The organism is Pseudomonas sp. LBUM1678 (assembly GCF_059695575.1).
In genome coordinates, this window is sequence record NZ_CP166775.1 from 6,299,484 (window position 1) to 6,325,527 (window position 26,044).

Here is a 26,044-nt window from a genome sequence, read left to right on the forward strand (position 1 = left end):
GGCCCCCGAGGGCGGTCCTGCGGACCGCAACGCAGCCTCGTGCCTCGGCAGCTGCTACAGAAATCGTTGCTTTAAAGGGGGTTTATTCGCCCCAGACGTCCTTGAGGACGTTGACCCAGTTCTCGCCCATGATCTTGCGGACCACGCGCTCGGAATGGCCGCGCTTGAGCAGCGTCTCGGTAAGGTTCGGGAACTCGCCGACGGTGCGGATGCCCAGCGGGTTGATGATCTTGCCGAAGCTGGTCAGACGGCGGGCGTAGCCCTTGTCATGGGTCAGGTATTCGAAGAAGTCCTGGCCATGGCCCTGGGTGAAGTCGGTGCCGATGCCGATGGCGTCTTCGCCGACGATGTTCATGGTGTATTCGATGGCTTCGGCGTAATCGTCGATGGTCGAATCGATGCCCTTGGCCAGGAACGGCGCGAACATGGTCACGCCAACGAAACCGCCGTGATCGGCAATGAACTTCAGTTCTTCATCGGATTTGTTGCGCGGGTGAATTTTCAGACCCGACGGCAGGCAGTGGGAGTAGCAAACCGGTTTTTTGGATTCGAGGATGACTTCTTCGGAAGTCTTCGAGCCGACGTGGGACAGGTCGCACATGACGCCGACACGGTTCATCTCGGCAACGATCTCGCGACCGAAACCCGAGAGGCCGCCATCACGCTCATAGCAGCCGGTACCGACCAGGTTTTGGGTGTTGTAGCACATCTGCACGATACCAACGCCCAGCTGCTTGAACACCTCGACGTAGCCGATCTGGTCTTCAAACGCGTGAGCATTCTGGAAGCCGAAGAGGATGCCGGTCTTGCCCTGCTCCTTGGCTTTGCGGATATCGGCGGTGGTGCGAACCGGTATCACCAGGTCGCTGTTCTCGCGGATCAGCTTCTGGCTGGCGGCGATGTTGTTGACGGTGGCCTGGAAGCCCTCCCACACCGACACGGTGCAGTTGGCCGCGGTCAGACCGCCCTTGCGCATGTCTTCGAACAGCTCACGGTTCCACTTGGCAATAATCAGCCCGTCGATAACGATGCTGTCGGCGTGCAATTCGGCTGGGCTCATCAGGCTGTCCCCTATTAGCGATTCGTGCGCCGAATCGTGTGCCGGCGCTTTGGGGCCAGCATATGCCTGAGGGACGGGGTAGCCGGGTGCAAAAACGACAGGGGGTTTGCCGAAAGCGTCAATCCGCGACAAAGGGTCGTTGATGGACGCAATCACCCACCTGTTCAAGGGCCGCGGCTTGGGCCAGAATTCGCTGCATTACTGAATAGGCACTGAAAAAAAGGGGCTGCGTCGCAATGAGAACGATCTTCCTGGCTTTGGCACTGATAGCGACCGGCGTACATGCGGCTGAAGAGTCCGACGACAACCCCTGCGACAAAGTCGAAAACGACGTCCAGACCCTGGAATGCTCCGCCTACAGCAGGACCACTGCCGAAGACCTGCTCAAAGACAACTACCGAAGCCTGAACGAGCGCATGCAAACGGCCTACGGCAAGAATCAGGCACAACTGGCCGACATCACCGCCAAGCTCAAGGCTGCGCAGCAGCAGTGGTTGAAGACTAGAGATGCGGATTGCGCGGTTGAAGCGTTTCCGGCGACCAGTGGTAGCAAGGCGTTTACCATTGCGCAGAATGATTGCGTGGCGCGGATGAGTGATGAGAGGTCGGAGTTTTTGGAGTCGATTGGGCAGGAGTGATCCTGAATTTCCGTCGGAAGCTGGCACCGTCGCCGGCTTTCGATCCTCAAGAAATGCTGTTTCCTACAAACATCGCCGACTTAGCCGACAGCACTCCCAGCACCTCGCAGCAGACCCTGTTGGCCGGGCAACATCCCGACATGCTTCGTTAATTGGCCGACTGAGAATTATAAGTAAAGATTGGAAATCTTATAAAAGACTTATATTCTCCCATGAACAGCATTCACTGGACTCGAAAGGCCGTTAAGCAGCTTCTGAAATTGCATTCCGCTCACCAGATCCAGGTTCGTGATGCCGTCACGGTGCTGACTGACATGCCTGATATAGGCAATGTCAAAGCACTGGTCGGTCATGACTACGCCTATCGACTTCGAGTGGGTAACTATCGAGTCATGTTCGACTGGGATGGCGCAATCAAAGTGGTCAGTATTCAAGAGGTCAAAAAACGCGATGAACGCACCTACTGACGTTCAAATCATTAACGACGCAGAGGGGAATCCTGCGTTTGTGGTCATTCCCTACGCGCAATATGTGGCGCATAAGATTGAGCCCGATCTGATTCCCCATGAAGTGGTCAGCCGCATAGTCGATGGCGCGACGCCGATTCGCGCCTGGCGTGAACACCTGAACCTTACACAGGATGAAGTGGCCAAACGCATGGGCATTTCTCAACCTGCTTTTGCCCAGCAAGAGACTGTAGCGAAGCCTCGCAAGGCCACCCGCGAGAAAATTGCCGCGGCGTTTGGCATCACAGCTAATCAACTTGAGCTGTAGGCTGCACACAACCATTTGTGAAAGGGATTGAAATGAAAATCTGCGGAATCGAAATCAAAGGCAGTGAAGCAATCATCGCCGTGGCCTCCCTCGACGGTCAGACGCTTAGCCACGTCCCCCTGGCCACCAAGAAAATCGCTTTGGACGATGATGACGAAGCCGCCAACGTCAAAGTGTTTGCCGCTCAGGTGGCGTCGTTCGTGCGCGAGAACTCCGTTGATCGAATCGTGATCAAGAAACGCAGCAAGAAAGGTGAATTCGCCGGTGGGCCGACCACGTTCAAGATTGAGGGCGTCTTTCAGTTGCTGGAGAGTTGCGAGGTGACGTTGCTGTCGCCGCAGACGATTAATGCGCAGAACAAGAAGTTTGATTTTGCACTGCCGGAGACGCTGAACAAGTATCAGCATGAAGCGTTTAAAGCGGCCTGCTCCGCCCTGGTGAAGAAGTAACGTCATACCACTTGTAGGAGCGAGGCTTGCCCGCGAAGGCGGTGTGTCAGGCGACACTGAAGTTGAATGTACCGGCCTCTTCGCGGGCAAGCCTCGCTCCTACAGGGTTCGGCTTGGCACCATTGCCACAGCTCAGGCCTTCTGGGTTTGTCGGCGATCTTCGCGCGGGCACCGCGCAAACCGCGCTCGATAGCTTCGGGTGAAATACGACGGCGATTCGAACCCGCACGCGATGCTCACTTCCAGCACGCTCATGTCGGTCTGCCGCAGCAACTGCCGGGCCTTTTCCAGCCGTAATCGCAGGTAGAAATTGCTCGGTGTGTCGTTCAGGTGCAGGCGAAACAGGCGTTCGAGCTGCCGCCGCGTCACCTTGATCGATTCCGCCAGTTCCAGCGTGCTCAGCGGCGGTTCGCTGTGCTGTTCCATCTCCCCAATCACATGCACCAGCTTCTTGTTGCTGATGCCATACCGCGTGGCGACTTCCATGCGCTGGTGGTCTTTGCGTGGGCGGATGCGGCCAAGCACGAATTGTTCGCTGACCTGGATCGCCAGCTCCGGGCCATGGGCCTGGGCGATGAGGTCGAGCATCAGGTCGATGGAAGCGGTGCCGCCGGCGGAGGTGATGCGGCGGCGGTCGATCTCGAACAGCTCCTGGGTGACGCTGAGCTGTGGATAAGACTCCTTGAAGGCGTCGATGGCTTCCCAGTGCAGGGTCAGGCGATGGCCTTCGAGCAGGCCTGCCTCGGCGAGGACGAAACTGCCGGTGTCGATGGCGCCGAGTGTCACGCCTTCGTTGTCCAGGCGGCGTAGCCAGTGTTCCAGCGCGGGTGTGGCGAACTTCAGCGGTTCGAAACCGGCGACTACCAGCAGGGTTGCACCTTTCTTCAACGGTTCCAGCGCCGCATCGGCGTTGACCGACATGCCGTTGCTGGCCAGCACCGCCCCGCCATCGGCACTCAACACATGCCAGCGATACAGCTCGCCGCGAAAGCGGTTTGCGACCCGTAACGGCTCGATGGCCGAGATAAAACCGATGGCCGAGAAACCCGGCATCAACATGAAGTAGAAATCCTGGGACATGGATCGCACTCGATTGGCAGGTAGCGAGAGGGCGGGGAGCGTGTGGACGTTGATACGCCACTTGCGAGCGGCATTCAAGAGCGTAGGTCGCTGCAGTGCAAGAGCTGGTCGCCGTAGTGCGCTTTCACTGGTGCTTAGCTGCGTAACTTGGGCATCACCGGCGCACGAAGACGCCCGGACCCACAATAACGAACTGCCGAGGAAACCTGAGATGAAACGACTGATCAGCAGCTGTGTTCTTGCACTCAGTGGTACCGCTTTCCTGAGCGCCAGCGTCATGGCCGCCGAACCTGCCTCATGCCAGAACGTGCGCATGGGCGTAGTGAACTGGACCGACGTAATCGCCACCAGCGCCATGACCCAGGTCCTGCTCGATGGCCTCGGCTACAACACCAAACAAACCAGCGCTTCCCAGCAAATCATCTTCGCCGGGATCCGCGACCAGCGCCTGGACCTGTTCCTGGGCTACTGGAACCCGCTGATGACCCAGACCATCACGCCGTTCGTCGATGGCAATCAGGTCAAAGTGCTTGAAGCGCCGAGCCTGAAAGACGCTCGCGCCACCCTCGCCGTACCGACTTACCTCGCCGACAAGGGCCTGAAAACCTTCGCCGACATCGCCAAGTTCGAAAAAGAACTGGGCGGCAAGATCTACGGCATCGAGCCCGGCTCGGGCGCCAACACCCAGATCAAGGCGATGATCGCCAAGAACCAGTTTGGCCTCGGCAAGTTCCAGCTGGTCGAGTCCAGCGAAGCCGGCATGCTCGCGGCGGTGGATCGCGCCGTGCGCCGTAAAGAGGCCGTGGTGTTCTTCGGCTGGGCGCCGCATCCAATGAACGTCAACGTGAAGATGACGTACCTCACCGGCAGCGAAGACGCCCTCGGCCCGAACGAAGGCATGGCCACGGTCTGGACCGTCACTTCGCCGAACTACTCGCAGCAATGCCCGAACATCGGCAAATTGCTGAGCAACCTGACCTACACCGCCGAAGACGAGAGCCGGATGATGCAGCCGCTGCTCGATCACAAGGACGCTTTCGAGTCGGCCAGGCAATGGCTCAACGATCACCCGCAAGACAAGCAACGCTGGCTCGAAGGCGTGACCACCTTCGATGGCAAACCGGCGGCTGAGAATCTGAAACTGACCGGCAAATAAACCCCGATTGAACCACCGACTCGCAGCCCGACCGGGCTGCGAACGGAATCATCACGCCTGCAAGGAACCCGCCTCATGAACCACGACGTCATCATCACCTGCGCACTTACCGGTGCTGGCGACACGACCAGCAAGAGCCCACACGTGCCGGTCACCCCGAAACAAATTGCCGCCGCCGCCGTGGAAGCCGCCAAGGCCGGCGCCACCGTCGTTCACTGCCACGTGCGCAACCCTGAAACCGGCAAGTTCAGCCGTGACGTGGCGCTGTACCGCGAAGTGATGGAGCGCATCCGCGAGGCCGACGTCGACATCATCGTCAACCTCACCGCCGGCATGGGCGGTGACCTGGAAATCGGCGCGGGCGAGAACCCGATGGAGTTCGGTCCGAACACCGATCTGGTCGGCCCGCTGACCCGTCTGGCCCACGTTGAAGCACTGCTGCCGGAAATCTGCACCCTCGATTGCGGCACCCTGAACTTCGGCGACGGCGACACCATCTACGTGTCCACCCCGGCGCAGCTGCGGGCGGGCGCCAAACGCATTCAAGAGCTGGGTGTGAAGGCCGAGCTGGAAATCTTCGACACCGGTCACCTGTGGTTCGCCAAACAGCTGATCAAGGAAGGCCTGCTCGACGACCCGCTGTTCCAGCTGTGCCTGGGCATCCCGTGGGGCGCACCGGCCGACACCACCACCATGAAAGCCATGGTCGACAACCTGCCCGCGAATGCGGTGTGGGCCGGCTTCGGCATCGGTCGCATGCAAATGCCGATGGCCGCACAAGCGGTGCTGCTCGGCGGCAACGTGCGGGTCGGCCTGGAAGACAACATCTGGCTGGACAAGGGCGTGCTGGCGACCAATGGTCAGCTGGTCGAACGCGCCTCGGAAATCCTCAGCCGCCTCGGCGCCCGCGTTCTGACGCCGGCGGAAGGCCGGGCGAAAATGGGCCTGACCAAGCGCGGGTAACCCACACACAACCCTGTAGGAGCGAGGCTTGCCCGCGAAGAGGCCGGTACATCCGCCACAGGACCTGTGGCTGAAACACCGTCTTCGCGAGCAAGCTTCGCGCCTACAGGGATCACCGAATTTCCTTAGGAAGTCGCCATGAGCTTTATCACCGAAATCAAAACCTTTGCAGCGTTAGGCAGCGGTGTCATCGGCAGCGGTTGGGTATCCCGCGCCCTCGCCCACGGCCTCGACGTTGTCGCCTGGGACCCGGCGCCCGGTGCCGAAGCCGCGTTGCGCAAACGCGTTGCCAATGCCTGGGGTGCGCTGGAGAAACAAGGCTTGGCGCCTGGTGCCTCGCAGGATCGCTTGCGCTTTGTCGCGACGATTGAAGAATGCGTTCGCGACGCGGATTTCATTCAGGAAAGCGCTCCGGAACGCCTCGATCTGAAACTGGAACTGCACAGCAAAATCAGCGCGGCGGCCAAACCCAATGCGTTGATCGGTTCCAGTACCTCGGGCCTGTTGCCGAGCGAGTTCTACGAGAGCTCGACGCACCCGGAACGCTGCGTCGTCGGGCACCCGTTCAACCCGGTTTACCTGCTGCCCTTGGTGGAAGTGGTCGGTGGCAAGAACACTGCGCCTGAAGCGGTTCAAGCGGCGATGAAAGTGTATGAATCCTTAGGGATGCGTCCACTGCATGTGCGCAAGGAAGTGCCGGGCTTTATCGCCGACCGCTTGCTCGAAGCACTGTGGCGTGAGGCGCTGCACCTGGTCAATGACGGTGTGGCAACTACAGGCGAAATTGACGATGCAATCCGCTTCGGCGCGGGGTTGCGCTGGTCGTTCATGGGCACGTTCCTGACCTACACCCTGGCGGGTGGCGATGCGGGGATGCGGCACTTCATGGCACAGTTCGGCCCGGCGTTGCAGTTGCCGTGGACGTACCTGCCAGCGCCGGAACTGACCGACAAGTTGATCGATGACGTGGTGGACGGGACCAGTGATCAGCTGGGCAAGCACAGCATTTCCGCGCTGGAGCGCTATCGTGATGATTGCTTGCTGGCGGTGCTGGAAGCGGTGAAGACCACCAAAGAGAAGCATGGGATGGCCTTCAGCGAATAACCGCAGTCCCCTGTGGCGAGGGAGCTTGCTCCCGCTCGGCCGCGCAGCGGTCGTAAAACCAGCGAATGCGATCTCTCTATTAGACCGCGTTTTGAGGTTTTGGGACTGCTTCGCAGTCCAGCGGGAGCAAGCTCCCTCGCCACAAATGTATATGCCAGCTAATGTCTGTGGAGTTCCTTCATGCCCACCCTCACCACCTACCAAACCCGAATCATCCCCGACTGGGTCGACTACAACGGCCACCTGCGCGATGCCTTCTACCTGCTGATTTTCAGCTACGCCACCGACGCGCTGATGGATCGGCTGGGCATGGACAGCAACAACCGCGAAGCCAGCGGCAATTCGCTGTTCACCCTCGAACTGCACCTCAATTACCTGCACGAAGTGAAGCTCGACGCCGACGTCGAAGTGCACACTCAAATCATCGGCCACGACAGTAAACGCCTGCACCTCTATCACAGCCTGCACCTTGTCGGCGATGACAAGGAACTGGCGGGCAACGAACAAATGCTGCTGCATGTCGACCTCGACGGGCCGCGTTCCGCACCGTTCCGCGAAGACACCTTGAGCAAGCTGCAAGCCATCGTCGCCGAGCAGACCGACCTGCCCACCCCCGCCTACATTGGCCGAGTGATCGCATTACCGCCTAAAAAATAACAAGGAGATCGCCATTGAACACCGCCGCCGCTTTTGCCGACTTCCGTACCTACCCGTTGATCAGCGCGTTGACCGCCGTGCAAACCCTGGCGGATCGAATTCAAGTGAAATGGGCCGACGGTCGAGTCAGCCCCTTTCATCATCAATGGCTGCGGGACAACTGCCCGTGCCCGCAATGCGTCTACACCGTGACCCGCGAGCAAGTGCTGGAAATCGTCGATGTTGAAGAAAACCTGGTGCCAACAGAAGCAAACGTCGATGCCGAAGGTTGCCTCAGTGTCGAATGGCAGGACGGCCACCTCAGCCGCTTCGATCCGGGCTGGTTGCGGGCTCACGCCTATGACGATGAATCCCGCGCCGAGCGACGGGCCGGCAAGCCAAAATCCAGGCTATGGAAAAGCGATTTGCAGCTGCCGGTTTTCGAATACCACGCGCTGATGAATGACAACGACGCCTTGCTGCAATGGCTGCTGGCGGTGCGCGATATCGGCCTGACTCAAGTGCGCGGCGTGCCCACCGAGCCCGGTTCGCTGAAGATGATCGCTCAGCGGATTTCTTTCATCCGCGAGAGCAATTTCGGTGTGCTGTTCAACGTGCAATCCAAGGCCGATGCCGACAGCAACGCCTACACCGCTTTCAACCTGCCCTTGCACAGCGACTTGCCGACCCGAGAGTTGCAACCGGGGCTGCAATTTTTGCATTGTCTGGTCAATGGCGCCGAAGGTGGCGAGAGTATTTTCGTCGACGGATTTGCCATCGCCCACGCGTTGAGAGAGGAAGATCCCGAGTCGTTCAAGGCCCTGTGTGAAATCCCCGTGGAGTTCCGCAACAAGGACCGCCACAGCGACTACCGTTGCCTGGCACCGATCATCGCCCTGGATGCGTTGGGGCAGGTGTCGGAGATCCGCATGGCGAACTTTCTGCGTGGGCCGTTTGATGCGTCGATCGAGGACATGCCCAAGCTCTACCGCGCTTATCGGCGCTTTATTGCCATGACCCGTGAAGCGCGATTCCGGGTGATGACGCGGCTCAACCCCGGCGAATTGTGGTGCTTCGACAACCGCCGCACCCTCCACGCCCGCAACGCGTTCGACCCTACCAGCGGCGCCCGGCATTTTCAGGGGTGCTATGTGGACCGGGATGAATTGTTGTCGCGGATTCTCGTTTTACAGCGTTAAACCGCGTCATCGTTCATCGCGAGCAGGCTCGCTCCCACATTGGTTTTGCGTCGTGCACAAATCAACTGTGGGAGCGAGCCGGCTCCGGGCGGCGTTCCGACGATGGCGTCTGCACAGGCGACATAAAAAAACCCTGATTCCCAGGCAAAAAAAACCCCGATCAAGCCGTGACAAGATCGGAGCTGAGGAGGGTACTGTTGAGGAGCCGTTGCGCGAGGGTGACCAAACCTTCGTGAAGCCAGCTGAATCCAGTGTGCCCACTCTCGCCTTTCGCAAGTTAGCCGAAAACGACCTGTTCATAGGTATCGCGGCCATTGCGACAAATCGTCCTTGCCGACGCCCACGGCCCCTACGAGAATCGAGCCACGACACCGTTCCCTGAAGAAGGATTGCGTCATGATGTACGCCGATTTGATAGACCAGGAAGACCTGCTGGGCCAGCTCAAGGCGTTGGGATTTGCCGTGCCCCCCGGCGCAACCGCCGAGCAGGCCTGCGAATGCGCGGTACGGGGCTTGAACAACGAACGGGCAACGGAACTGCGGACCATGGTCAAGCAGATGTACACCAGCAGCGCGACCATCCTGCCGGCTGTTCGCCAGGCCATTGATAGGCAGTTGCTGCCTGCGTTGGCGGAGTATCAGCAAAGCCGTAGCGCCTGATAGATCCAATCGCGAGCAGGCTCGCTCCCACAGTGGTTTTGCGTCGTTTACCCAATTGGTGCATCGACACAAAACCTGTGGGAGCGAGCCTGCTCGCGATGAAGGCGCCTCGGTTTAGAGTCTTACGCTAGCGAACGTCGACTCATTACGCGCCTGACTCAACGCCGACAACGGCCCGGACAACGGCGACAGCACCAACGCTTGCGGCAGCGGCATCATCGCCACTTGTTGCGTGGTGTTGGAACCTACGCGCTCGTCACGCGGCGGAATGCCAAAGTATTCGCGGTAGCACTTGGAGAAGTGCGGCGTGGACACGAAGCCACAGACCGACGCCACTTCGATGATCGACATTGGCGTTTGCTTGAGCAGCTGCCGAGCACGGATCAGGCGCAGTTTGAGGTAGTAACGCGACGGCGAGCAGTGCAGATACTTCTGGAACAGGCGCTCCAGCTGACGGCGCGAAACAGCGACATACACCGCCAGTTCGTCGAGGTCGATCGGCTCTTCCAGGTTGGCTTCCATCAGCGCGACGATTTCCTGCAGCTTCGGCTGGTTGGTGCCGAGCATGTGCTTGAGCGGCACGCGCTGGTGATCCTGTTCGTTGCGGATGCGCTCGTAGACGAACATCTCCGAAATCGCGGCGGACAGTTCACGGCCGTGATCGCGGCTGATCAGGTGCAGCATCATGTCCAGCGGCGCGGTGCCGCCGGAGCTGGTGAAACGGTTACGGTCGAGGGTGAACAAGCGTGTGCTCATGGCCACACGCGGGAAAGCTTCCTGCATCGAGGCCAGGCATTCCCAGTGCACGCTGCAATCAAAACCGTCCAGCAGGCCGGCGCACGCCAGGGCCCAGCTGCCGGTGCAGACCGCGCCGAGACGGCGGGACTGACGCGCCTGGCTTTGCAGCCACGACACGTGTTCGCGGGTCACCGTGCGCTGAATGCCGATGCCACCGCAAACAATGATGGTGTCCAGAGGGGGCGCTTTGTGCATGGAGCAATCGGGGGTGATCTGCAGACCGTCACTGGCCCAGACTTGACCGCCGTCGACGGTGAGGGTGGTCCAGCGATACAGCTCGCGACCGGACAATTGGTTGGCCATGCGCAGGGGTTCGACTGCGGAGGCCAGAGAAATAAGCGTGAAATTGTCCAGCAGCAAAAAGCCGATGGATTGAGGCGCACGGTTCTGGGGTTGGGCCCCGGAGTTGAACGTCGTCATCGCGGTATCTCCTCACACAAAGCGGGTGATGGCCTCAGGCGGAGGCTCTTGTTATTGCCATCGTTCTCGCGTGGGAGACGGGCTTTGTAATGACAGAGCAATTGCCATGCCTAAAGTTGAATGGTCATTCAATAACTCCTGAAAACGACGTCGGAATGTGTCTATATATGACCGCGCAGAGTGGGGGGATATAAGTGCCATCAATGGCAGCAAGCGCTCTGTCCCGTTGCGTGTGAGCAAATCGGTAGCACTTGTGGGAACAGGGCTGCGGCGTCCTGATGGAGAGTGTCACCGCAAGCACGGGTGACGGGCGGTAATGGCTAAGTTGGATCCCTGACTTGGGTGAAGTCGCTTATCTGTAAGCGACGCGCTAAAACGTGGCGCGTTTGGGATTGTGTGTTCACTTAGCGCGCAGTTTTGACTGGTCTGGCGGTTTTTTGTAGGAGCCGGCTTGCTGGCGATCGGATCGACGCGGTTTTTCAGAGGGACTGCGTTATCGTTCATCGCCAGCAAGCCGGCTCCTACAGAGATCGGTCACCTCAGCATTCCACTGCGCTAACCGCCAACCCACCCCGCGATGTCTCTTTATATTTGTCATGCATATCGGCGCCGGTATCGCGCATGGTGCGGATCACCCGATCCAGCGAGATAAAGTGCTGACCATCGCCACGCAGCGCCATCTGCGCCGCGTTGATCGCTTTCACCGCGGCAATCGCATTGCGCTCGATACACGGCACTTGAACCAGCCCGCCCACCGGGTCGCAGGTCAGACCGAGGTTGTGTTCCAGACCGATTTCCGCCGCGTTGCACAGCTGTTCCGGTGTCGCGCCAAGAATCTCCGCCAACCCCGCCGCCGCCATCGCGCAGGCTGAACCGACTTCGCCCTGGCAACCAACTTCCGCACCGGAAATCGAAGCGTTTTTCTTGCACAGAATCCCCACCGCTGCGGCGCTGAGGAAATAGTCGACGACATTGGCCTCCGTCACCACCTCGCTGAACTTCATAAAGTAGTGCAACACCGCCGGAATGATCCCCGCCGCGCCGTTAGTCGGTGCCGTGACCATGCGCCCGCCGGCAGCGTTCTCTTCGTTGACGGCCAGCGCGAACAGGTTGACCCACTCCATGGCGCTCAAGGTCGAGCCGATCACGTTGGGTTTGCCCAGCTCTTGCAGGCTGCGGTGCAACTTGGCCGCACGACGGCGCACATTCAGCCCGCCGGGCAGGATGCCTTCGTGTTTCAGACCCTGGTCGACGCAATCCTGCATGGCGCGCCAGAGTGTCATCAGGCCGCTGCGGATTTCTTCCTCGCTGCGCCAGACCTTCTCATTGGCCATCATCAATTCGGCAACGCGCAGGTTGTGCTTCTGGCACAGGCTCAGCAGTTCGACGGCACTGGAGAAATCGTACGGCAACACCGTGCGATCCAGATCCACCACACCGCTGGAAGCCTGTGCTTCATCCACGACAAAACCGCCGCCGATGGAATAGTAGGTGTCGCGATGCAGCTCCCCATGATTGTCTTCGGCGATCAGGGTCATGGCGTTGGGGTGAAACGGCAGGTTTTCGTCGATCAGGCGCATGTCGCGAGCCCAGATAAACGGCACCGACAGGCGACCGTCGAGCAACAGGGTGTGGGTCTCGCGCAGGGTGGCGATACGGATGCCGATTTGCGACGGATCGATTGCATCCGGCCACTCGCCCATCAGCCCCATGATCACCGCGTTGTCGCTGCCATGACCGATGCCGGTGGCCGACAGCGACCCATAAAGCTGAACTTCGACGCGCCGCACTTGTTCCAAAAGACCCTGCTCACGCAAACCTTGCACGAACAGCGCGGCGGCCCGCATCGGTCCCACGGTGTGCGAACTGGAAGGGCCGATGCCGATTTTGAACAGGTCGAAAACACTGATAGCCATTACTGCCGAACTCCTGGATGTGCCTACTCCAGGCGCAAAAGCGCCCAGTGACGGAGCTGCTACGCTCAAGCTGCAATCCGCCGAGATGGCCGCATCATCAGGCTTTTGCCGTGTCGTTCGACGTCTCACACCGACGCACTCATGCCCACCAACGCCGCGGGCGTTTTACGCTGCGTTTTCGCCGGTTTTTTGCGGATCAGAGGGGTAAAGGGGGCTGAAAAAAGCTGTAAACGACGTCACCGACACTGGATGCGACCATCCCTGTACTGGTTACGACGCACCCTGTAGGCGTCAGATTTTCACTGGTACATGATCGTATCGACTCGATTGCAAGGCGCCGTGGTAGAGCTGTCTCCAAAACGCCATCCAACCGCAACCTATAAGTGCGGTGGTCCAGTCGGAACACTGCCAAAAAAAACACCAAGGAGTCCATCCATGAAAGGTTCCCCGTCGTTGTTGTTGGCCGCCATGCTGAGTCTGCCGTTACTGGCTCAAGCCGCAGAACCCGCTCAGTGCAGCACCGTAAACTTCTCCGATGTCGGCTGGACCGACATTACCGCGACAACCGCCACCACCAGCGTCGTCCTCGATGCTTTGGGCTACAAGACCAAAACCACCATGATTTCCGTGCCGGTGACCTACAAGTCCCTGGCCGACGGCAAGAACATGGACGTTTTCCTCGGTAACTGGATGCCGACCATGGAAAACGACATCAAGGCCTACCGCGATGCCGGCACCGTGGATGTCGTGCGCACCAACCTCACCGGCGCCAAGTACACCCTCGCCGTGCCGCAAGCGCTGTACGACAAAGGGCTGCATGACTTCGCCGACATCGCCAAATTCAAGAAAGAACTCGACGGCAAGATCTACGGCATCGAGCCGGGTAACGACGGCAACCGTCTGATCCAGAGTATGATCGACAAGAACGCCTTCGGCCTGAAAGACGCCGGTTTCAAGATCGTCGAATCCAGCGAAGCCGGCATGCTGTCGCAGGTCGACCGCGCGCAGAAACGCGACACCGCTGTGGTGTTCCTTGGCTGGGCGCCGCACCCGATGAACAAGCGTTTCAAGATTCAGTACCTGACCGGTGGCGATGACTTCTTCGGCCCCGACTTCGGTGCCGCCACCGTCGCTACCAATACCCGCAAGGGGTACGTCCAGGAATGCAGCAACGTTGGCACTTTGCTGAAAAACCTGGAGTTCACCGTCGACATGGAAAGCTCACTGATGGGCAACATCCTGGACGACAAGATGAAGCCTGACGCGGCCGCCAAGGCCTGGCTCAAAAAGAATCCACAGGTGCTCGATACCTGGCTCGCTGGCGTGACCACCATTGACGGTAAACCAGGCCTGGAGGCCGTGAAAGCCAAGCTCGCGCAGCCTTGAATTAAGAAGCATCGCTTACGCCGGACGACTTCGGTCGTCCGGGCTGTTTATTTCCTTGCATGCGGACGTTCACTACCATGCTGATTGATCAGAAAATACCTCTAGGCCAGTACATCGCGGGCTTCGTTGAATGGTTGACGCAACACGGCGCCAACACCTTCGACGCGATCGCCGTGACACTGGAAACGATGATCCACGGCGTGACTTTTGCGCTGACCTGGTTCAACCCGCTGGCATTGATCGGCCTCATCGCGCTACTGGCTCACTTCATTCAACGAAAGTGGGGGCTGACCGTTTTCGTCATTGCCTCCTTTCTGCTGATCCTCAATCTGGGGTACTGGCAGGAAACCATGGAAACCCTCGCCCAGGTGTTGTTCGCCACCCTGGTCTGCGTGGTCATCGGCGTGCCGCTGGGCATCGTCGCCGCGCACAAACCGATGTTCTACACACTGATGCGGCCGGTGCTCGATCTGATGCAGACCGTGCCGACTTTCGTGTACCTCATTCCTACCCTGACCCTCTTCGGGCTGGGTGTGGTCCCGGGTCTGATCTCGACGGTAGTGTTCGCGATTGCCGCGCCTATCCGCCTGACCTACCTGGGTATCCGTGATGTTCCCGCTGAATTGATGGACGCCGGCAAAGCCTTCGGCTGCTCGCGTCGTCAACTGCTCGCACGCATCGAACTGCCCTACGCCATGCCAAGCATCGCGGCCGGCATCACCCAGTGCATCATGCTGTCGTTGTCGATGGTGGTGATCGCGGCACTGGTGGGCGCCGACGGCCTGGGCAAACCCGTGGTCAACGCACTGAACACTGCTGATATCGCCCTGGGCTTCGAAGCCGGCCTGGCGATCGTATTGCTGGCGATCATGCTCGACCGTATCTGCAAACAACCCGACGCTAAAGTAGGGGGTGACGCATGAGCATTATTCGGTTCGAAGACGTCGACGTAATCTTTTCCAAAGATCCGCGTGAGGCGCTCAAGCTTCTCGACCAGGGCATGACCCGCGACCAGATCCTGAAAAAGACCGGGCAGATTGTTGGCGTTGAAAAAGCCAGCCTGGATGTCGAAAAAGGTGAAATCTGCGTATTGATGGGCTTGTCCGGCTCCGGTAAATCCAGCCTGCTGCGCTGCATCAACGGCCTCAACACCGTCAGCCGCGGCAAGCTGTTCGTCGAGCACGAAGGCAAGCAGATCGATATCGCTTCCTGCACCCCGGCAGAGCTGAAAATGATGCGCACCAAGCGTATCGCCATGGTGTTCCAGAAATTCGCCCTGATGCCTTGGCTGACGGTGCGCGAGAACATCAGTTTCGGTCTGGAAATGCAAGGTCGCCCGGAAAAAGAACGGCGCAAACTGGTGGACGACAAGCTTGAGCTGGTGGGCCTGACCCAGTGGCGCAACAAGAAACCCGACGAACTCTCCGGCGGTATGCAGCAACGTGTGGGCCTGGCCCGTGCGCTGGCGATGGACGCGGACATTCTGCTGATGGACGAACCGTTCTCGGCACTCGACCCGCTGATTCGCCAGGGCCTGCAAGACGAACTGCTGGAACTGCAAAGCAAGCTGAACAAAACCATCGTGTTCGTGAGCCACGACCTCGATGAAGCCCTGAAGCTGGGCAGCCGTATCGCGATCATGAAGGACGGTCGGATCGTTCAGTACAGCAAGCCGGAAGAGATCGTGTTGAACCCGGCGGACGATTACGTGCGGACCTTCGTCGCGCACACCAACCCGCTGAACGTTCTGTGCGGTCGCAGCCTGATGCGCACCCTGGACAACTGCAAACGCATCAACGGTTCGGTGTGCCTCGATCCGGGTGGCGATTCGTGGCTGGATCTGGCTGAAGGCAACACCATCAAAGGCGCACGCCAGAACGGCGCGAGCCTGGACCTGCAGAACTGGATTCCAGGGCAAGCGGTTGAAGGTTTGGGTCGTCGGCCAACGCTGGTGGATTCGAACATCGGCATGCGCGATGCGCTGCAGATTCGTTATCAGACGGGCAACAAACTGGTGCTGCACGACAACAACAAGGTCGTCGGGATTCTGGGCGACAGCGAGTTGTATCACGCGTTGCTTGGCAAGAACCTGGGGTAAGGCAGCAGATACAAAAACGCCGCGAAAGGATCGCGGCGTTTTTGTTTATGGGATATCGGGTGATGCAGTGTTGAAGTTGAAGCCCCCATCGCCAGCAGGCTGGCTCCCACATTGGAATGAATTCTCTTGTGGGAGCCAGCCTGCTGGCGATGAAGCCGACGCGGTGCTTCAGACCGAAACAACGCGTCCTTGATTACTCAGCTATAAACCCGGCCAAGGAGCTGCCGATGGCTTTCAAACTGATCGAGCACGTCACGGGTGATCTGATCCTGAGTGAAGCCCATCAAGTCGTAATCCTGACTGCCGTTGTGCAGGTACACCTCGGCGCGGTAATAGCGCGCACGCGGTTCATCAGCACTTTCAGCCGAGACCGTGTCGCTCGCCGCCGCCAGATAGCCATCCAGGCTCACTTCGTAGACAAAAGGGTTGCCCTCTTCCATCTCGATCCGCACGCCCATGCAACGCTTGGACTTGCCCAGCAACGTTTGCACGTCCAGACCCTGGGCACGCAATTGCACCGCCGCATCTTCCAGCGCCGGGCTGACTTGCTTGTCCATGAAACGCTGAACGATCGACTGGTTCGGCTGCAAGTCCAGCTGCGTCAAACGCTCGCTGAAACCACGACGACCGCGCGCAGCGAGCTCCGCTTGCTCTTGTTCGATCTGCACGTCCTGGCGCATGGCCTTGTGCAAACCGAACATGAAGAACACCAGCACCACCGAGAACGGCAGACCGGCCAGCACCACCATGGTTTGCATGGCTTCGAAGTTACCGGCGAACAGCAGGCCGATGGTCACCAGCGTGATCACCGCCGACCAGAAGATCCGCAGCCAGTGCGGCGCATCTTCGTCGACATTGCCGCCCTTGCAGGAAAGGTTGGCCATCATCACCGCGCCGGAGTCCGCCGGGGTCAGGAACAGCACGAAACCGACGAAAATCGACACGCCGATCACAATCTTCGACGCCGGGTAATGCTCAAGCAACTGATAAATCGCCATCGACGGCTGTTCGAGCGCCGTCTTCCCGAGCTCCACCGCCCCATGGTTCATCACCAGGTCCAGGGCCGAGTTACCGAAGATCGACAGCCATGCCAGGGTGAAACCCAGCGGAATCAACAGCACGCCGGCCACCAGTTCACGCACCGTGCGACCACGGGAAATACGCGCGATGAACATGCCTACGAATGGGGCCCAGGAAATCCACCATGCCCAGTAGAACAGAGTCCACAGGCCCATCCAGCGCTCAGACTTCTCGCCGCTGCCTTCGTACACATACAGGTCGAAGGTTTTCAGCACGATGCCGTTCAGGTAGTCGCCGATGTTCTGCACGAAGCCGTTGAGCAGGTGCAGGGTCGGGCCGAACAGCAGCACGAAAATCAGAAGGCCGCTGAACAGCACGATGTTCAGGTTGGACAGACGGCGGATGCCGTTTTCCACGCCGGACACGGCCGCGATGGTCGCCACGGTACTCATCACGATGATCACGATCAGCAGGTTGGTGTTGCTGTGTTCCATGCCGAACAGGTTTTCAAGGCCCGACGACACTTGCAGCGAACCAATCCCCAGGTTCGTCACCAGACCCAGCAGGGTCACGAACATGCCGAAGCCGTCCACCGCGTGACCGGCCGCGCCTTTGACCCAACGCTCGCCGACCAGCGGGTACAGCGCAGAACGCAACGCCAGCGGCTGGTTATGACGGTAAGCAAAGTAAGCCACGGCCAAGCCGACCAAGGCGTAGATCGCCCAGCCGTGCAGGCCCCAGTGCAGGAACGTCAGCTGTACCGCCTGACGTGCGGCAAGGTTGCTGCCGGCCACGCCTTCCGGCGGATTGAAGTAGTGGTCCAGCGGTTCGGAAGCACCGAAGTACAACAGCGAGATGCCGATGCCCGACGAGAACAGCATCCCCGCCCAGGCGCCGTAGCTGAAGTCCGGGGTGTCGTCCTTGCTGCCCAGTTTGAGTTTGCCGTAGGACGAAAACGCCAAGCCAACGACGAACACCAGATAGGCGGCGATCACCACCATGTAGTACCAGCCGAAGCTGCGGGACAACCAGGCCTGGGCGATGCCGAGCAACCTGCCGGCCTCTTGCGGGGCGATGATCAGAATGGCGGTCAACAACAGAATCAGCGCGGTAGAGGTGTAGAACACCCAACCGTTGACCGTCACCTTCTCGGGCGGGGTCTTTATAAGAGAGGCAGAACTCATGGCACAGATGCTCCAGGCAGTGCGAGAGAAGAACACAAGGCAACGCGTTACCCGACTAATCGGTTAGTTGGCAGCCGACCGACGGGTGATATAAAGACACCCCGAAAAAAGCCCGAAGCCCGGGAGCGCCAGTGCGCGTGGGTTTCGAGCGATTTCGGATGTCGTTTTTCCGCCCACTACACGTAGGAAAAACCTGTAGGCAGCGACGATTTGTCGCAGATCTTATTCTTTGTTGATTGAACGTTCAATCAAAACAAAATAGACTGGCCCTCAATCCGATAGACGTTTGACGTCCATCGGAAGGCCTAAGGAGATGTGCAAGATGCCCAAGGTCGGTATGCAACCCATCCGCCGCCAGCAATTGATCGAAGCCACATTGCAGGCCGTCGATCAGGTCGGAATGGGGGACGCCAGCATTGCGCTGATCGCCCGTTTGGCCGGTGTCTCGAATGGCATCATCAGTCACTATTTTCAGGACAAGAACGGCCTGATCGCTGCCACGGCGCAGTACCTGATGAGTGTCCTCAGCGAGAACGTCACCGCGCGCCGTCAGGCGCTGCTGGATGACAGCCCACGGGCGCATCTGCAGGTGATCATCGAAGGCAACTTCGACGCCAGCCAGGTCAATGGCCCGGCAATGAAAACCTGGCTGGCCTTCTGGGCCACCAGCATGCACCACCCGTCTTTGCACAGGTTGCAGCGGATCAACGATCACCGTCTGTATTCCAACCTGTGCTGCCAGTTCCGCCGTGTATTGCCGCTCGATGACGCGCGCAGTGCAGCCCGGGGCCTGGCAGCCCTCATTGACGGTTTGTGGTTGCGCGGCGCGCTGTCGGGAGATGCTTTCGACACTGAGCAAGCGCACCAGATCGCTTACGAATACATGGATTTCCAACTGGCAAAGCAGGTGAGTTAGAGCACACATAACCGCTCAACCCCTGAACCGCCACTGATCAGCGTTGCCCAAAGCTATAAGGCACGCCCAGTGGTCAACGCCAACCACTTATGCACTTGCGAGGACTTTATGGCCCGTTTCGAACTGCAAAAACTCTACATCGATGGCGGCTACAGTGACGCCAGCAGCGACGCCACTTTCGAAGCCATCAACCCGGCTAACGGTGAAGTCCTCGCAAAAGTACAACGTGCGACCAAGGAAGACGTCGAGCGCGCTGTCGTCAGCGCCGAAAAGGGCCAGAAAATCTGGGCCGCGATGACTGCCATGGAGCGTTCGCGCATCCTGCGTCGTGCCGTGGACATCCTGCGCGAGCGCAACGATGAACTGGCCGCCCTGGAAACCCTGGACACCGGCAAGTCGTTCTCCGAAACCAAGTATGTCGACATCGTTACCGGTGCTGATGTGCTGGAATACTACGCAGGCCTGGTGCCCGCCATCGAAGGCGAGCAGATTCCGCTGCGCACCACGTCGTTCGTTTACACCCGTCGCGAGCCGCTGGGCGTCGTGGCCGGTATCGGCGCGTGGAACTACCCGATCCAGATCGCCCTGTGGAAATCCGCCCCTGCCCTGGCAGCCGGTAACGCGATGATCTTCAAGCCAAGCGAAGTCACTTCCCTGACCACGCTGAAACTGGCCGAAATCTACACCGAAGCAGGCCTGCCAGCCGGCGTGTTCAACGTCCTGACCGGCAGCGGCCGTGAAGTCGGCACCTGGCTGACCGAGCACCCGCGCATCGAAAAAATCTCCTTCACCGGCGGCACCGACACCGGCAAGAAGGTCATGGCCAGCGCTTCCGCTTCCTCGCTGAAAGACGTGACCATGGAACTGGGCGGCAAATCCCCGCTGATCATTTTCGACGACGCCGACCTCGATCGCGCCGCCGACACCGCGATGATGGCCAACTTCTACAGCTCCGGTCAGGTCTGCACCAACGGTACTCGCGTGTTCGTACCGACTCACCTGAAAGCCGCTTTCGAAGCCAAGATCGCTGAGCGCGTTGCGCGCATCCGCATCGGCAACCCGGAAGACGAAAACACTAACTTTGGCCCGCTGGTCAGCTTCGCCCACATGGAAAGCGTGCTGGGTTACATCGCCAAAGGTAAGGAAGAAGGCGCTCGCGTGCTGTGCGGCGGCGGTCGTCTGACCGAAGGCGAATTCGCCAAAGGCGCATTCGTGGCCCCGACCGTGTTCACTGACTGCACCGACGAGATGACCATCGTTCGCGAAGAAATCTTCGGCCCGGTGATGGCGATCTTGACTTACGACACCGAAGAAGAAGTGATCCGTCGTGCCAACGACACCGACTTCGGCCTGGCTGCCGGTATCGTCACCAAGGACCTGAACCGCGCTCACCGCGTGATTCATCAACTGGAAGCCGGTATCTGCTGGATCAACGCATGGGGCGAATCCGACGCGAAGATGCCGGTCGGTGGCTACAAGCAGTCGGGCGTGGGCCGTGAGAACGGCATCAGCTCGCTGAACAACTTCACACGCATCAAATCGGTACAGGTCGAACTGGGCGATTACGCCTCGGTTTTCTAAGGCGATATCCGCTTCGCCTGCGAGGCCGTCATCGCCAGCAGGCTGGCTCCCACAGAGCACGCATTCCAATGTGGGAGCCAGCCTGCTGGCGATCGAGTGCGCAGCACTCGCCAGGGCCAGACCTGACCAACTTCAAAGAGGGTGCATTCAATGTCCCAAGAATTCGATTACATCATCATCGGGGCCGGCTCGGCCGGTAACACCCTGGCGACCCGTCTGACTGAAGACGAAGGCGTCACCGTCCTGCTGCTCGAAGCGGGCGGCCCGGACTACCGCTTGGACTTCCGCACGCAAATGCCGGCAGCCCTGGCGTTCCCGCTGCAAGGTCGTCGCTACAACTGGGCCTACGAAACCGATCCAGAGCCACACATGGACGGTCGCCGGATGGAGTGCGGTCGCGGCAAGGGCCTGGGCGGTTCTTCGCTGATCAACGGCATGTGCTACATCCGCGGCAACGCGATGGACTATGACAACTGGGCCAAGCTGCCAGGTCTTGAAGACTGGGATTACCTGAACTGCCTGCCGTATTTCCGCAAGGCCGAAACCCGCGACATCGGCCCGAACGACTACCACGGTGGCGACGGTCCGGTCAGCGTGACCACGCCGAAAGCCGGCAACAACCCGCTGTTCCACGCGATGGTTGAAGCAGGCGTGCAAGCCGGTTACCCGCGCACCGAAGACTTGAACGGTTACCAGCAAGAAGGCTTCGGCCCGATGGACCGTACCGTGACGCCGAACGGCCGTCGCGCCAGCACCGCTCGCGGCTACCTGGACACGGCAAAGAAGCGTTCGACCCTGACCATCGTCACCCACGCCCTGACCGACAAGATCCTGTTCGAAGGCAAGCGTGCCGTCGGCGTGCGTTACTTGATCGGCGCCGCTGAAGAGCGCGTTGAAGCCCTCGCCCGCAAAGAAGTGCTGCTGTGCTCCGGCGCCATCGCTTCGCCGCAGATCCTGCAACGCTCCGGCGTCGGCCCGGCCGAACTGCTGAACAAGCTCGACATCCCGGTGGTCCATGACCTGCCAGGCGTCGGCGAAAACCTGCAGGATCACCTCGAGTTGTACCTGCAATACGCCTGCACCCAGCCGGTCTCGCTGTACCCGTCGCTGCTCTGGTACAACCAGCCGGCCATCGGTGCCGAGTGGCTGTTCAACGGCACCGGCATCGGCGCCAGCAACCAGTTCGAAGCCGGCGGTTTCATCCGCACCCGCGAAGAATTTGATTGGCCGAATATCCAGTACCACTTCCTGCCAGTTGCCATTAACTACAACGGCAGCAACGGCGTGAAAGAGCACGGTTTCCAGGCACACATGGGTTCCATGCGTTCGCCGAGTCGCGGTCGCATCCAGGCCAAGTCCAAGGATCCGCGCGAGTACCCGAGCATCCTGTTCAACTACATGGCTACCGAGCAGGACTGGCAGGAATTTCGCGATGGCATCCGCCTGACCCGTGAAATCATGCAACAGCCGGCTCTGGACCAATACCGTGGCCGCGAAATCAGCCCGGGCATCGACGTGCAAACCGATGAGCAGCTCGACAAGTTCATCCGCGAGCACGCCGAAACCGCGTTCCACCCGTCCTGCTCGTGCAAGATGGGCACCGACGAAATGGCCGTGGTCGATGGCGAAGGTCGTGTGCATGGCATGCAGAGTCTGCGTGTGGTCGACGCCTCGATCATGCCGATCATCACCACCGGCAACCTGAACGCACCAACGATCATGATCGCCGAGAAAATCGCCGACAAGATTCGTGGTCGGCAGCCGTTGCCGCGCAGCACCGCCGACTACTTCGTGGCCGGCGATGCACCGGTGCGTGGCAAGCCGATGCGTGATGTGAGCCTTACTGCTCAGTAAGGCGTAACACCGCGTCACGGCCTTCGCGGGCAAGCCTCGCTCCTACAGGAATCGCATTCTCCTGTAGGAGCGAGGCTTGCCCGCGAAGGGGCCCGACCAAACAACACATCTCTTTCTGACACACCCCGGCAATACCTTCCTACACCGATCCAAGCTTGATCCTACCCCCCGCCCAGGCCTAATCTAGCGCCACGCAAACGTTTCACCCCCCCTTCGCAACACCGCTACACCGCCACTCCAGACCAAGGAGGTTCCCGAATGTTCGATTTCCACCCCCAGCTCAAGCAGCGCTTCGCTGCCTTGCGCACGGGCGCTGAATTCTTTTCGCTGCGTTATGTGCGCGAGTCCGGCCAGTACCTGTCGGTGCGCAAGAATGTCGCCGAACCTCCAAGCCTGAGCCGCGACGAAGGCGCGATGCTGACCGTGCGCGTCAACGGCGTCGAAGCCTACGCCGCGACCAACGACCTGTCGCAACAAGGCCTGCAAGCGGCCCTTGAGCGCGCCGAGCAACAAGCCCGTCGACTCAAGCCCCACGCCCTGCTCGACCTGCGCGAGCAAGCCGTCTCCAGCGACCGCGCCGATTACTTTTCGCCGAACCTCGACCAGCCCTTCCCGTCCCTGAGCGATTGCTACCAATTGCTCGGCGCCGAATCCGCGTCCGTGCCCAAGGACGAGCGACTGGTGAACTGGCAGGTGAGCATTGGCATCACCCATGTCGAGCAGATCTACCTCAACAGCGCCGGCGCCGAACTGCGTCAGGCCCAACGTTTCGTTTACCCGAGCCTCGACGTCACCGCCTACGACGGCAGCGACAGCCAGACCCGTAGTCTGGGCCGCGAGAACTTCGGCCAGCAAGGCAGTGCCGATGTCATCAGCCGCTGCGGCCTGGTCGGTGCCGGCCCGAAAGTCGCCGATCAAGCGCTGCAATTGCTGCTGGCGCCCAACACGCCGCAAGGTCCGCGCGACCTGTTGCTGATGCCCGACCAGATGATGCTGCAGATCCACGAATCCATCGGTCACCCGCTGGAACTGGACCGCATCCTCGGCGATGAACGCAATTACGCCGGCACCAGTTTCGTCAAGGCAGAAGACTTCGGCAGCCTGCAATACGGCTCGAAACTGCTGAACGTAACCTTCGATCCCGATATTCCCGAGCAGCTCGCCAGCTACGGCCATGACGACGACGGCACCGCCGCGAGCAAGCAATTCCTGATTAAAGAAGGCCTGCTGCTGCGTCCACTCGGCGGCGCGCTGTCGCAATTCCGAGCAGGCATGGACGGTGTCGCCAACAGCCGCGCCTGTGGCTGGAATCGTCCGCCGATCGACCGTATGGCCAACCTGAATATCGAGCCCGGCGATCAGCCGCTGGAACAACTGATCGGCAACATCGAGCACGGCATCATGATGTCGACCAACCGCTCGTGGTCCATCGACGATGCGCGCAACAAATTCCAGTTCGGTTGCGAATGGGCGCAGTTGATCGAAAACGGCGAGCTCAAAGGCGTGGTGAAAAATCCGAACTACCGGGCGATTTCCGCGCACTTCTGGAAGAGCCTCAGCGCCGTCGGCGACGCCAGCACCTCCAAGGTCCTGGGCACGCCGAACTGCGGCAAGGGCGAGCCGAATCAGGTGATCCGTGTCGGCCACGCCTCGCCGGCCTGCGTGTTCAGCAACGTGGATGTATTTGGGGGAGACGCCTGATGAGTACTTCAAAAAATCAGGCCGAGTCGTTCAAGACTTTGGTCAATTGGCTGCGCGATGCGATTCGCGAGCCGGAACAGTTCACCCTCAGCTACGCCGCCGAGTCCTCGGCCTTCGTGCGTTTCAACCACGCCAAGGTGCGACAGGCCGGTCAGGTGCAGCAAGCGAGCGTTGGTTTCAAACTGATCAACGAAGGCCGGCATGCCGACCTCAACATTACGTTGGCCGGCGATGCGGAAGTCGACTTTCAGCGGCTGGCCGAAGGTCTGCAACAGCTGCGCGAAACCTTGCCGTTGCTGCCGCAGGATCCGTACCTGCTGCTCAACCACAATGGCTGGCAGAGCAAGAACGTGCAGGATCATCCGCTGCCTGACACCGAGCAGGTGGTGGCCGAAATCACCCAGGCGGCCAAAGGGCTGGATCTGGTGGGTTTCTATGCCGCCGGGCCGATCAGCCGTGGTTTCGCCAGTTCCTCGGGCGCGTTCGGCTGGCATCAGGCTAACAGCTTCAATTTCGATTTCAGCCTGTTTCACGACAATGGCCAAGCGGTAAAGGCCAGCTACGCCGGGCACGACTGGAACAGCGAAGGGTTTGCCAAACGCTTTGCTCAGGCACGCGAGCAGCTGGCATTCCTGGGCAGACCGCAACGCACCCTGGCGCCGGGTCAGTACCGCGCCTACCTGGCGCCGGCCGCCTTGGGAGAAATCATGGACATGCTGGGCTGGGGCGGTTTCTCGGCGCAGTCGATTGCCAGCAAAAACAGTCCGCTGCAGAAGCTGTATGCGGGCGACAGTTCGTTCAGCCCGTTGGTGTCCGTCGATGAAAAGGTCAGCGGTTCGTTGAGCCCGGCGTTTTCCGGCGAAGGTTATCCGCGCAGCGATCTTGGCTTGATCGTCAAAGGCAAGGCGAGTGCGCAGATGGTCAGCTCACGCAGCGCGGCCGAGTACGGCCTGACCGCCAACGGCGCCAGCGGCGGTGAAATGCCGAGTGCAGTGAACATGGCGGCGGGCGCGTTGCCTGACGCAGAGATTCTCAAGCAACTGGGCACTGGCTTGTACATCAGCAACCTCTGGTACCTGAACTACTCGGACCAACCGGCGGCGCGCCTGACCGGCATGACCCGGTTCGCGACCTTCTGGGTCGAGAACGGCGAGATTCAGGCGCCGGTGAGCACGATGCGGTTTGATGACAGTGCCTATAGTTTGCTCGGTTCGCAGCTCGAAGCGTTGACCGAGGAGCGCGAGCTGATGTTGTCGGCCAGCACGTACAGTCAGCGGGCGACTGCCTCGGCGTTGTTGCCGGGGGCGCTTGTCAGCCGACTCACGTTAACGCTGTAAACACCCTGTAGCAGCTGCCGAGGCACGAGGCTGCGTTGCGTGTCCGCAGGACCGCCCTCGGGGGTTACTTCGTAGCCCAACGCAGCCTCGTGCCTCGGCAGCTGCTACAGGGGT

23 protein-coding genes are annotated in these 26,044 nt (G+C 59.9%); 18 read left to right on the plus strand and 5 right to left on the minus strand.

Annotation, left to right across the window (positions count from 1 at the left end; genetic code table 11):
• Positions 1–82: 82 nt before the first annotated feature.
• Positions 83–1,060, minus strand: coding sequence for a dipeptidase (locus tag ACA070_RS28720; RefSeq protein ID WP_008033250.1), 978 nt, complete (start codon positions 1,058–1,060; stop codon positions 83–85).
• 236 nt (positions 1,061–1,296) lie between these two features.
• Between ACA070_RS28720 and ACA070_RS28725 the strand changes: the two genes are divergently transcribed.
• The 4 genes from ACA070_RS28725 to ACA070_RS28740 all read left to right on the plus strand — a co-directional run bounded on the left by ACA070_RS28725 (position 1,297) and on the right by ACA070_RS28740 (position 2,921).
• Positions 1,297–1,698, plus strand: coding sequence for a lysozyme inhibitor LprI family protein (locus ACA070_RS28725; protein WP_497449243.1), 402 nt, complete (start codon positions 1,297–1,299; stop codon positions 1,696–1,698).
• 212 nt (positions 1,699–1,910) lie between these two features.
• Entirely contained in the window at positions 1,911–2,165 is a 255-nt protein-coding gene (locus ACA070_RS28730) for a type II toxin-antitoxin system RelE family toxin (protein ID WP_131060643.1), read from the plus strand.
• On the plus strand, positions 2,149–2,472 hold the full coding sequence (locus ACA070_RS28735) for a helix-turn-helix domain-containing protein (protein ID WP_497449244.1): 324 nt from the start codon (positions 2,149–2,151) through the stop codon (positions 2,470–2,472). The genes ACA070_RS28730 and ACA070_RS28735 overlap by 17 nt, the downstream gene beginning before the upstream one ends.
• Before the next feature lie 32 nt (positions 2,473–2,504).
• Entirely contained in the window at positions 2,505–2,921 is a 417-nt protein-coding gene (locus tag ACA070_RS28740) for a DUF3010 family protein (protein WP_497449245.1), read from the plus strand.
• Between the two features lie 132 nt (positions 2,922–3,053).
• On the opposite strand, the gene ACA070_RS28745 is transcribed toward ACA070_RS28740, so the two are convergent.
• Entirely contained in the window at positions 3,054–4,001 is a 948-nt protein-coding gene (locus tag ACA070_RS28745; RefSeq protein ID WP_497449246.1) for a GlxA family transcriptional regulator, read from the minus strand.
• A gap of 211 nt (positions 4,002–4,212) precedes the next feature.
• Between ACA070_RS28745 and choX the strand changes: the two genes are divergently transcribed.
• From choX to ACA070_RS28775, 6 genes are all read left to right on the plus strand, one after another.
• Entirely contained in the window at positions 4,213–5,157 is a 945-nt protein-coding gene (gene choX / locus ACA070_RS28750; protein WP_497449247.1) for a choline ABC transporter substrate-binding protein, read from the plus strand.
• 75 nt (positions 5,158–5,232) lie between these two features.
• Positions 5,233–6,120, plus strand: coding sequence for a 3-dehydrocarnitine:acetyl-CoA trimethylamine transferase CdhC (gene cdhC / locus ACA070_RS28755; protein ID WP_008151915.1), 888 nt, complete (start codon positions 5,233–5,235; stop codon positions 6,118–6,120).
• Between the two features lie 138 nt (positions 6,121–6,258).
• Positions 6,259–7,224: an L-carnitine dehydrogenase gene (locus ACA070_RS28760; protein ID WP_429511716.1), complete on the plus strand. Its 966-nt coding sequence runs from the start codon at positions 6,259–6,261 to the stop codon at positions 7,222–7,224.
• A gap of 180 nt (positions 7,225–7,404) precedes the next feature.
• Positions 7,405–7,881 carry a thioesterase family protein gene (locus ACA070_RS28765; protein ID WP_497449248.1) on the plus strand — a complete coding sequence of 159 codons (477 nt, stop codon included), beginning with the start codon at positions 7,405–7,407 and terminating at the stop codon, positions 7,879–7,881.
• 14 nt (positions 7,882–7,895) lie between these two features.
• Positions 7,896–9,059: a gamma-butyrobetaine dioxygenase gene (locus tag ACA070_RS28770; protein ID WP_497449249.1), complete on the plus strand. Its 1,164-nt coding sequence runs from the start codon at positions 7,896–7,898 to the stop codon at positions 9,057–9,059.
• Between the two features lie 396 nt (positions 9,060–9,455).
• Entirely contained in the window at positions 9,456–9,719 is a 264-nt protein-coding gene (locus tag ACA070_RS28775) for a hypothetical protein (RefSeq protein WP_149416450.1), read from the plus strand.
• Between the two features lie 114 nt (positions 9,720–9,833).
• On the opposite strand, the gene gbdR is transcribed toward ACA070_RS28775, so the two are convergent.
• The gene (gene gbdR, locus ACA070_RS28780; protein WP_109635472.1) at positions 9,834–10,937 is read right to left on the minus strand and encodes a choline metabolism transcriptional regulator GbdR; all 1,104 of its coding nucleotides are present in this window, start codon (positions 10,935–10,937) and stop codon (positions 9,834–9,836) included.
• Between the two features lie 539 nt (positions 10,938–11,476).
• A complete protein-coding gene (locus ACA070_RS28785) occupies positions 11,477–12,853 on the minus strand; it encodes an L-serine ammonia-lyase (protein ID WP_497449250.1) in 1,377 nt (458 codons plus the stop codon).
• Positions 12,854–13,288: 435 nt separating this feature from the next.
• Between ACA070_RS28785 and ACA070_RS28790 the strand changes: the two genes are divergently transcribed.
• The 3 genes from ACA070_RS28790 (at position 13,289) to choV (ending at position 16,337) form a co-directional block, all read left to right on the plus strand.
• Entirely contained in the window at positions 13,289–14,239 is a 951-nt protein-coding gene (locus ACA070_RS28790; RefSeq protein WP_462029703.1) for a choline ABC transporter substrate-binding protein, read from the plus strand.
• 77 nt (positions 14,240–14,316) lie between these two features.
• Entirely contained in the window at positions 14,317–15,162 is an 846-nt protein-coding gene (choW, locus tag ACA070_RS28795; RefSeq protein ID WP_133835662.1) for a choline ABC transporter permease subunit, read from the plus strand.
• Positions 15,159–16,337 (plus strand): choline ABC transporter ATP-binding protein, encoded by a 1,179-nt coding sequence (gene choV / locus ACA070_RS28800; protein ID WP_131060629.1) that lies wholly within the window; start codon positions 15,159–15,161, stop codon positions 16,335–16,337. Before choW ends, choV begins: the two co-directional genes overlap by 4 nt.
• A 197-nt stretch (positions 16,338–16,534) precedes the next feature.
• On the opposite strand, the gene ACA070_RS28805 is transcribed toward choV, so the two are convergent.
• Entirely contained in the window at positions 16,535–18,484 is a 1,950-nt protein-coding gene (locus ACA070_RS28805) for a BCCT family transporter (RefSeq protein ID WP_438659019.1), read from the minus strand.
• A gap of 379 nt (positions 18,485–18,863) precedes the next feature.
• Between ACA070_RS28805 and betI the strand changes: the two genes are divergently transcribed.
• From betI to ACA070_RS28830, 5 genes are all read left to right on the plus strand, one after another.
• On the plus strand, positions 18,864–19,457 hold the full coding sequence (gene betI, locus ACA070_RS28810) for a transcriptional regulator BetI (protein WP_462029701.1): 594 nt from the start codon (positions 18,864–18,866) through the stop codon (positions 19,455–19,457).
• 108 nt (positions 19,458–19,565) lie between these two features.
• Positions 19,566–21,038, plus strand: coding sequence for a betaine-aldehyde dehydrogenase (betB, locus tag ACA070_RS28815; RefSeq protein WP_109635480.1), 1,473 nt, complete (start codon positions 19,566–19,568; stop codon positions 21,036–21,038).
• A gap of 150 nt (positions 21,039–21,188) precedes the next feature.
• Complete coding sequence (betA, locus tag ACA070_RS28820; protein ID WP_497449251.1) at positions 21,189–22,892, plus strand: choline dehydrogenase; 1,704 nt, start codon at positions 21,189–21,191, stop codon at positions 22,890–22,892.
• Positions 22,893–23,150: 258 nt separating this feature from the next.
• The gene (locus ACA070_RS28825) at positions 23,151–24,593 is read left to right on the plus strand and encodes a TldD/PmbA family protein (RefSeq protein WP_497449252.1); all 1,443 of its coding nucleotides are present in this window, start codon (positions 23,151–23,153) and stop codon (positions 24,591–24,593) included.
• Positions 24,593–25,930: a TldD/PmbA family protein gene (locus ACA070_RS28830; protein ID WP_497449253.1), complete on the plus strand. Its 1,338-nt coding sequence runs from the start codon at positions 24,593–24,595 to the stop codon at positions 25,928–25,930. The genes ACA070_RS28825 and ACA070_RS28830 overlap by 1 nt, the downstream gene beginning before the upstream one ends.
• The last annotated feature ends 114 nt before the right edge of the window (positions 25,931–26,044 follow it).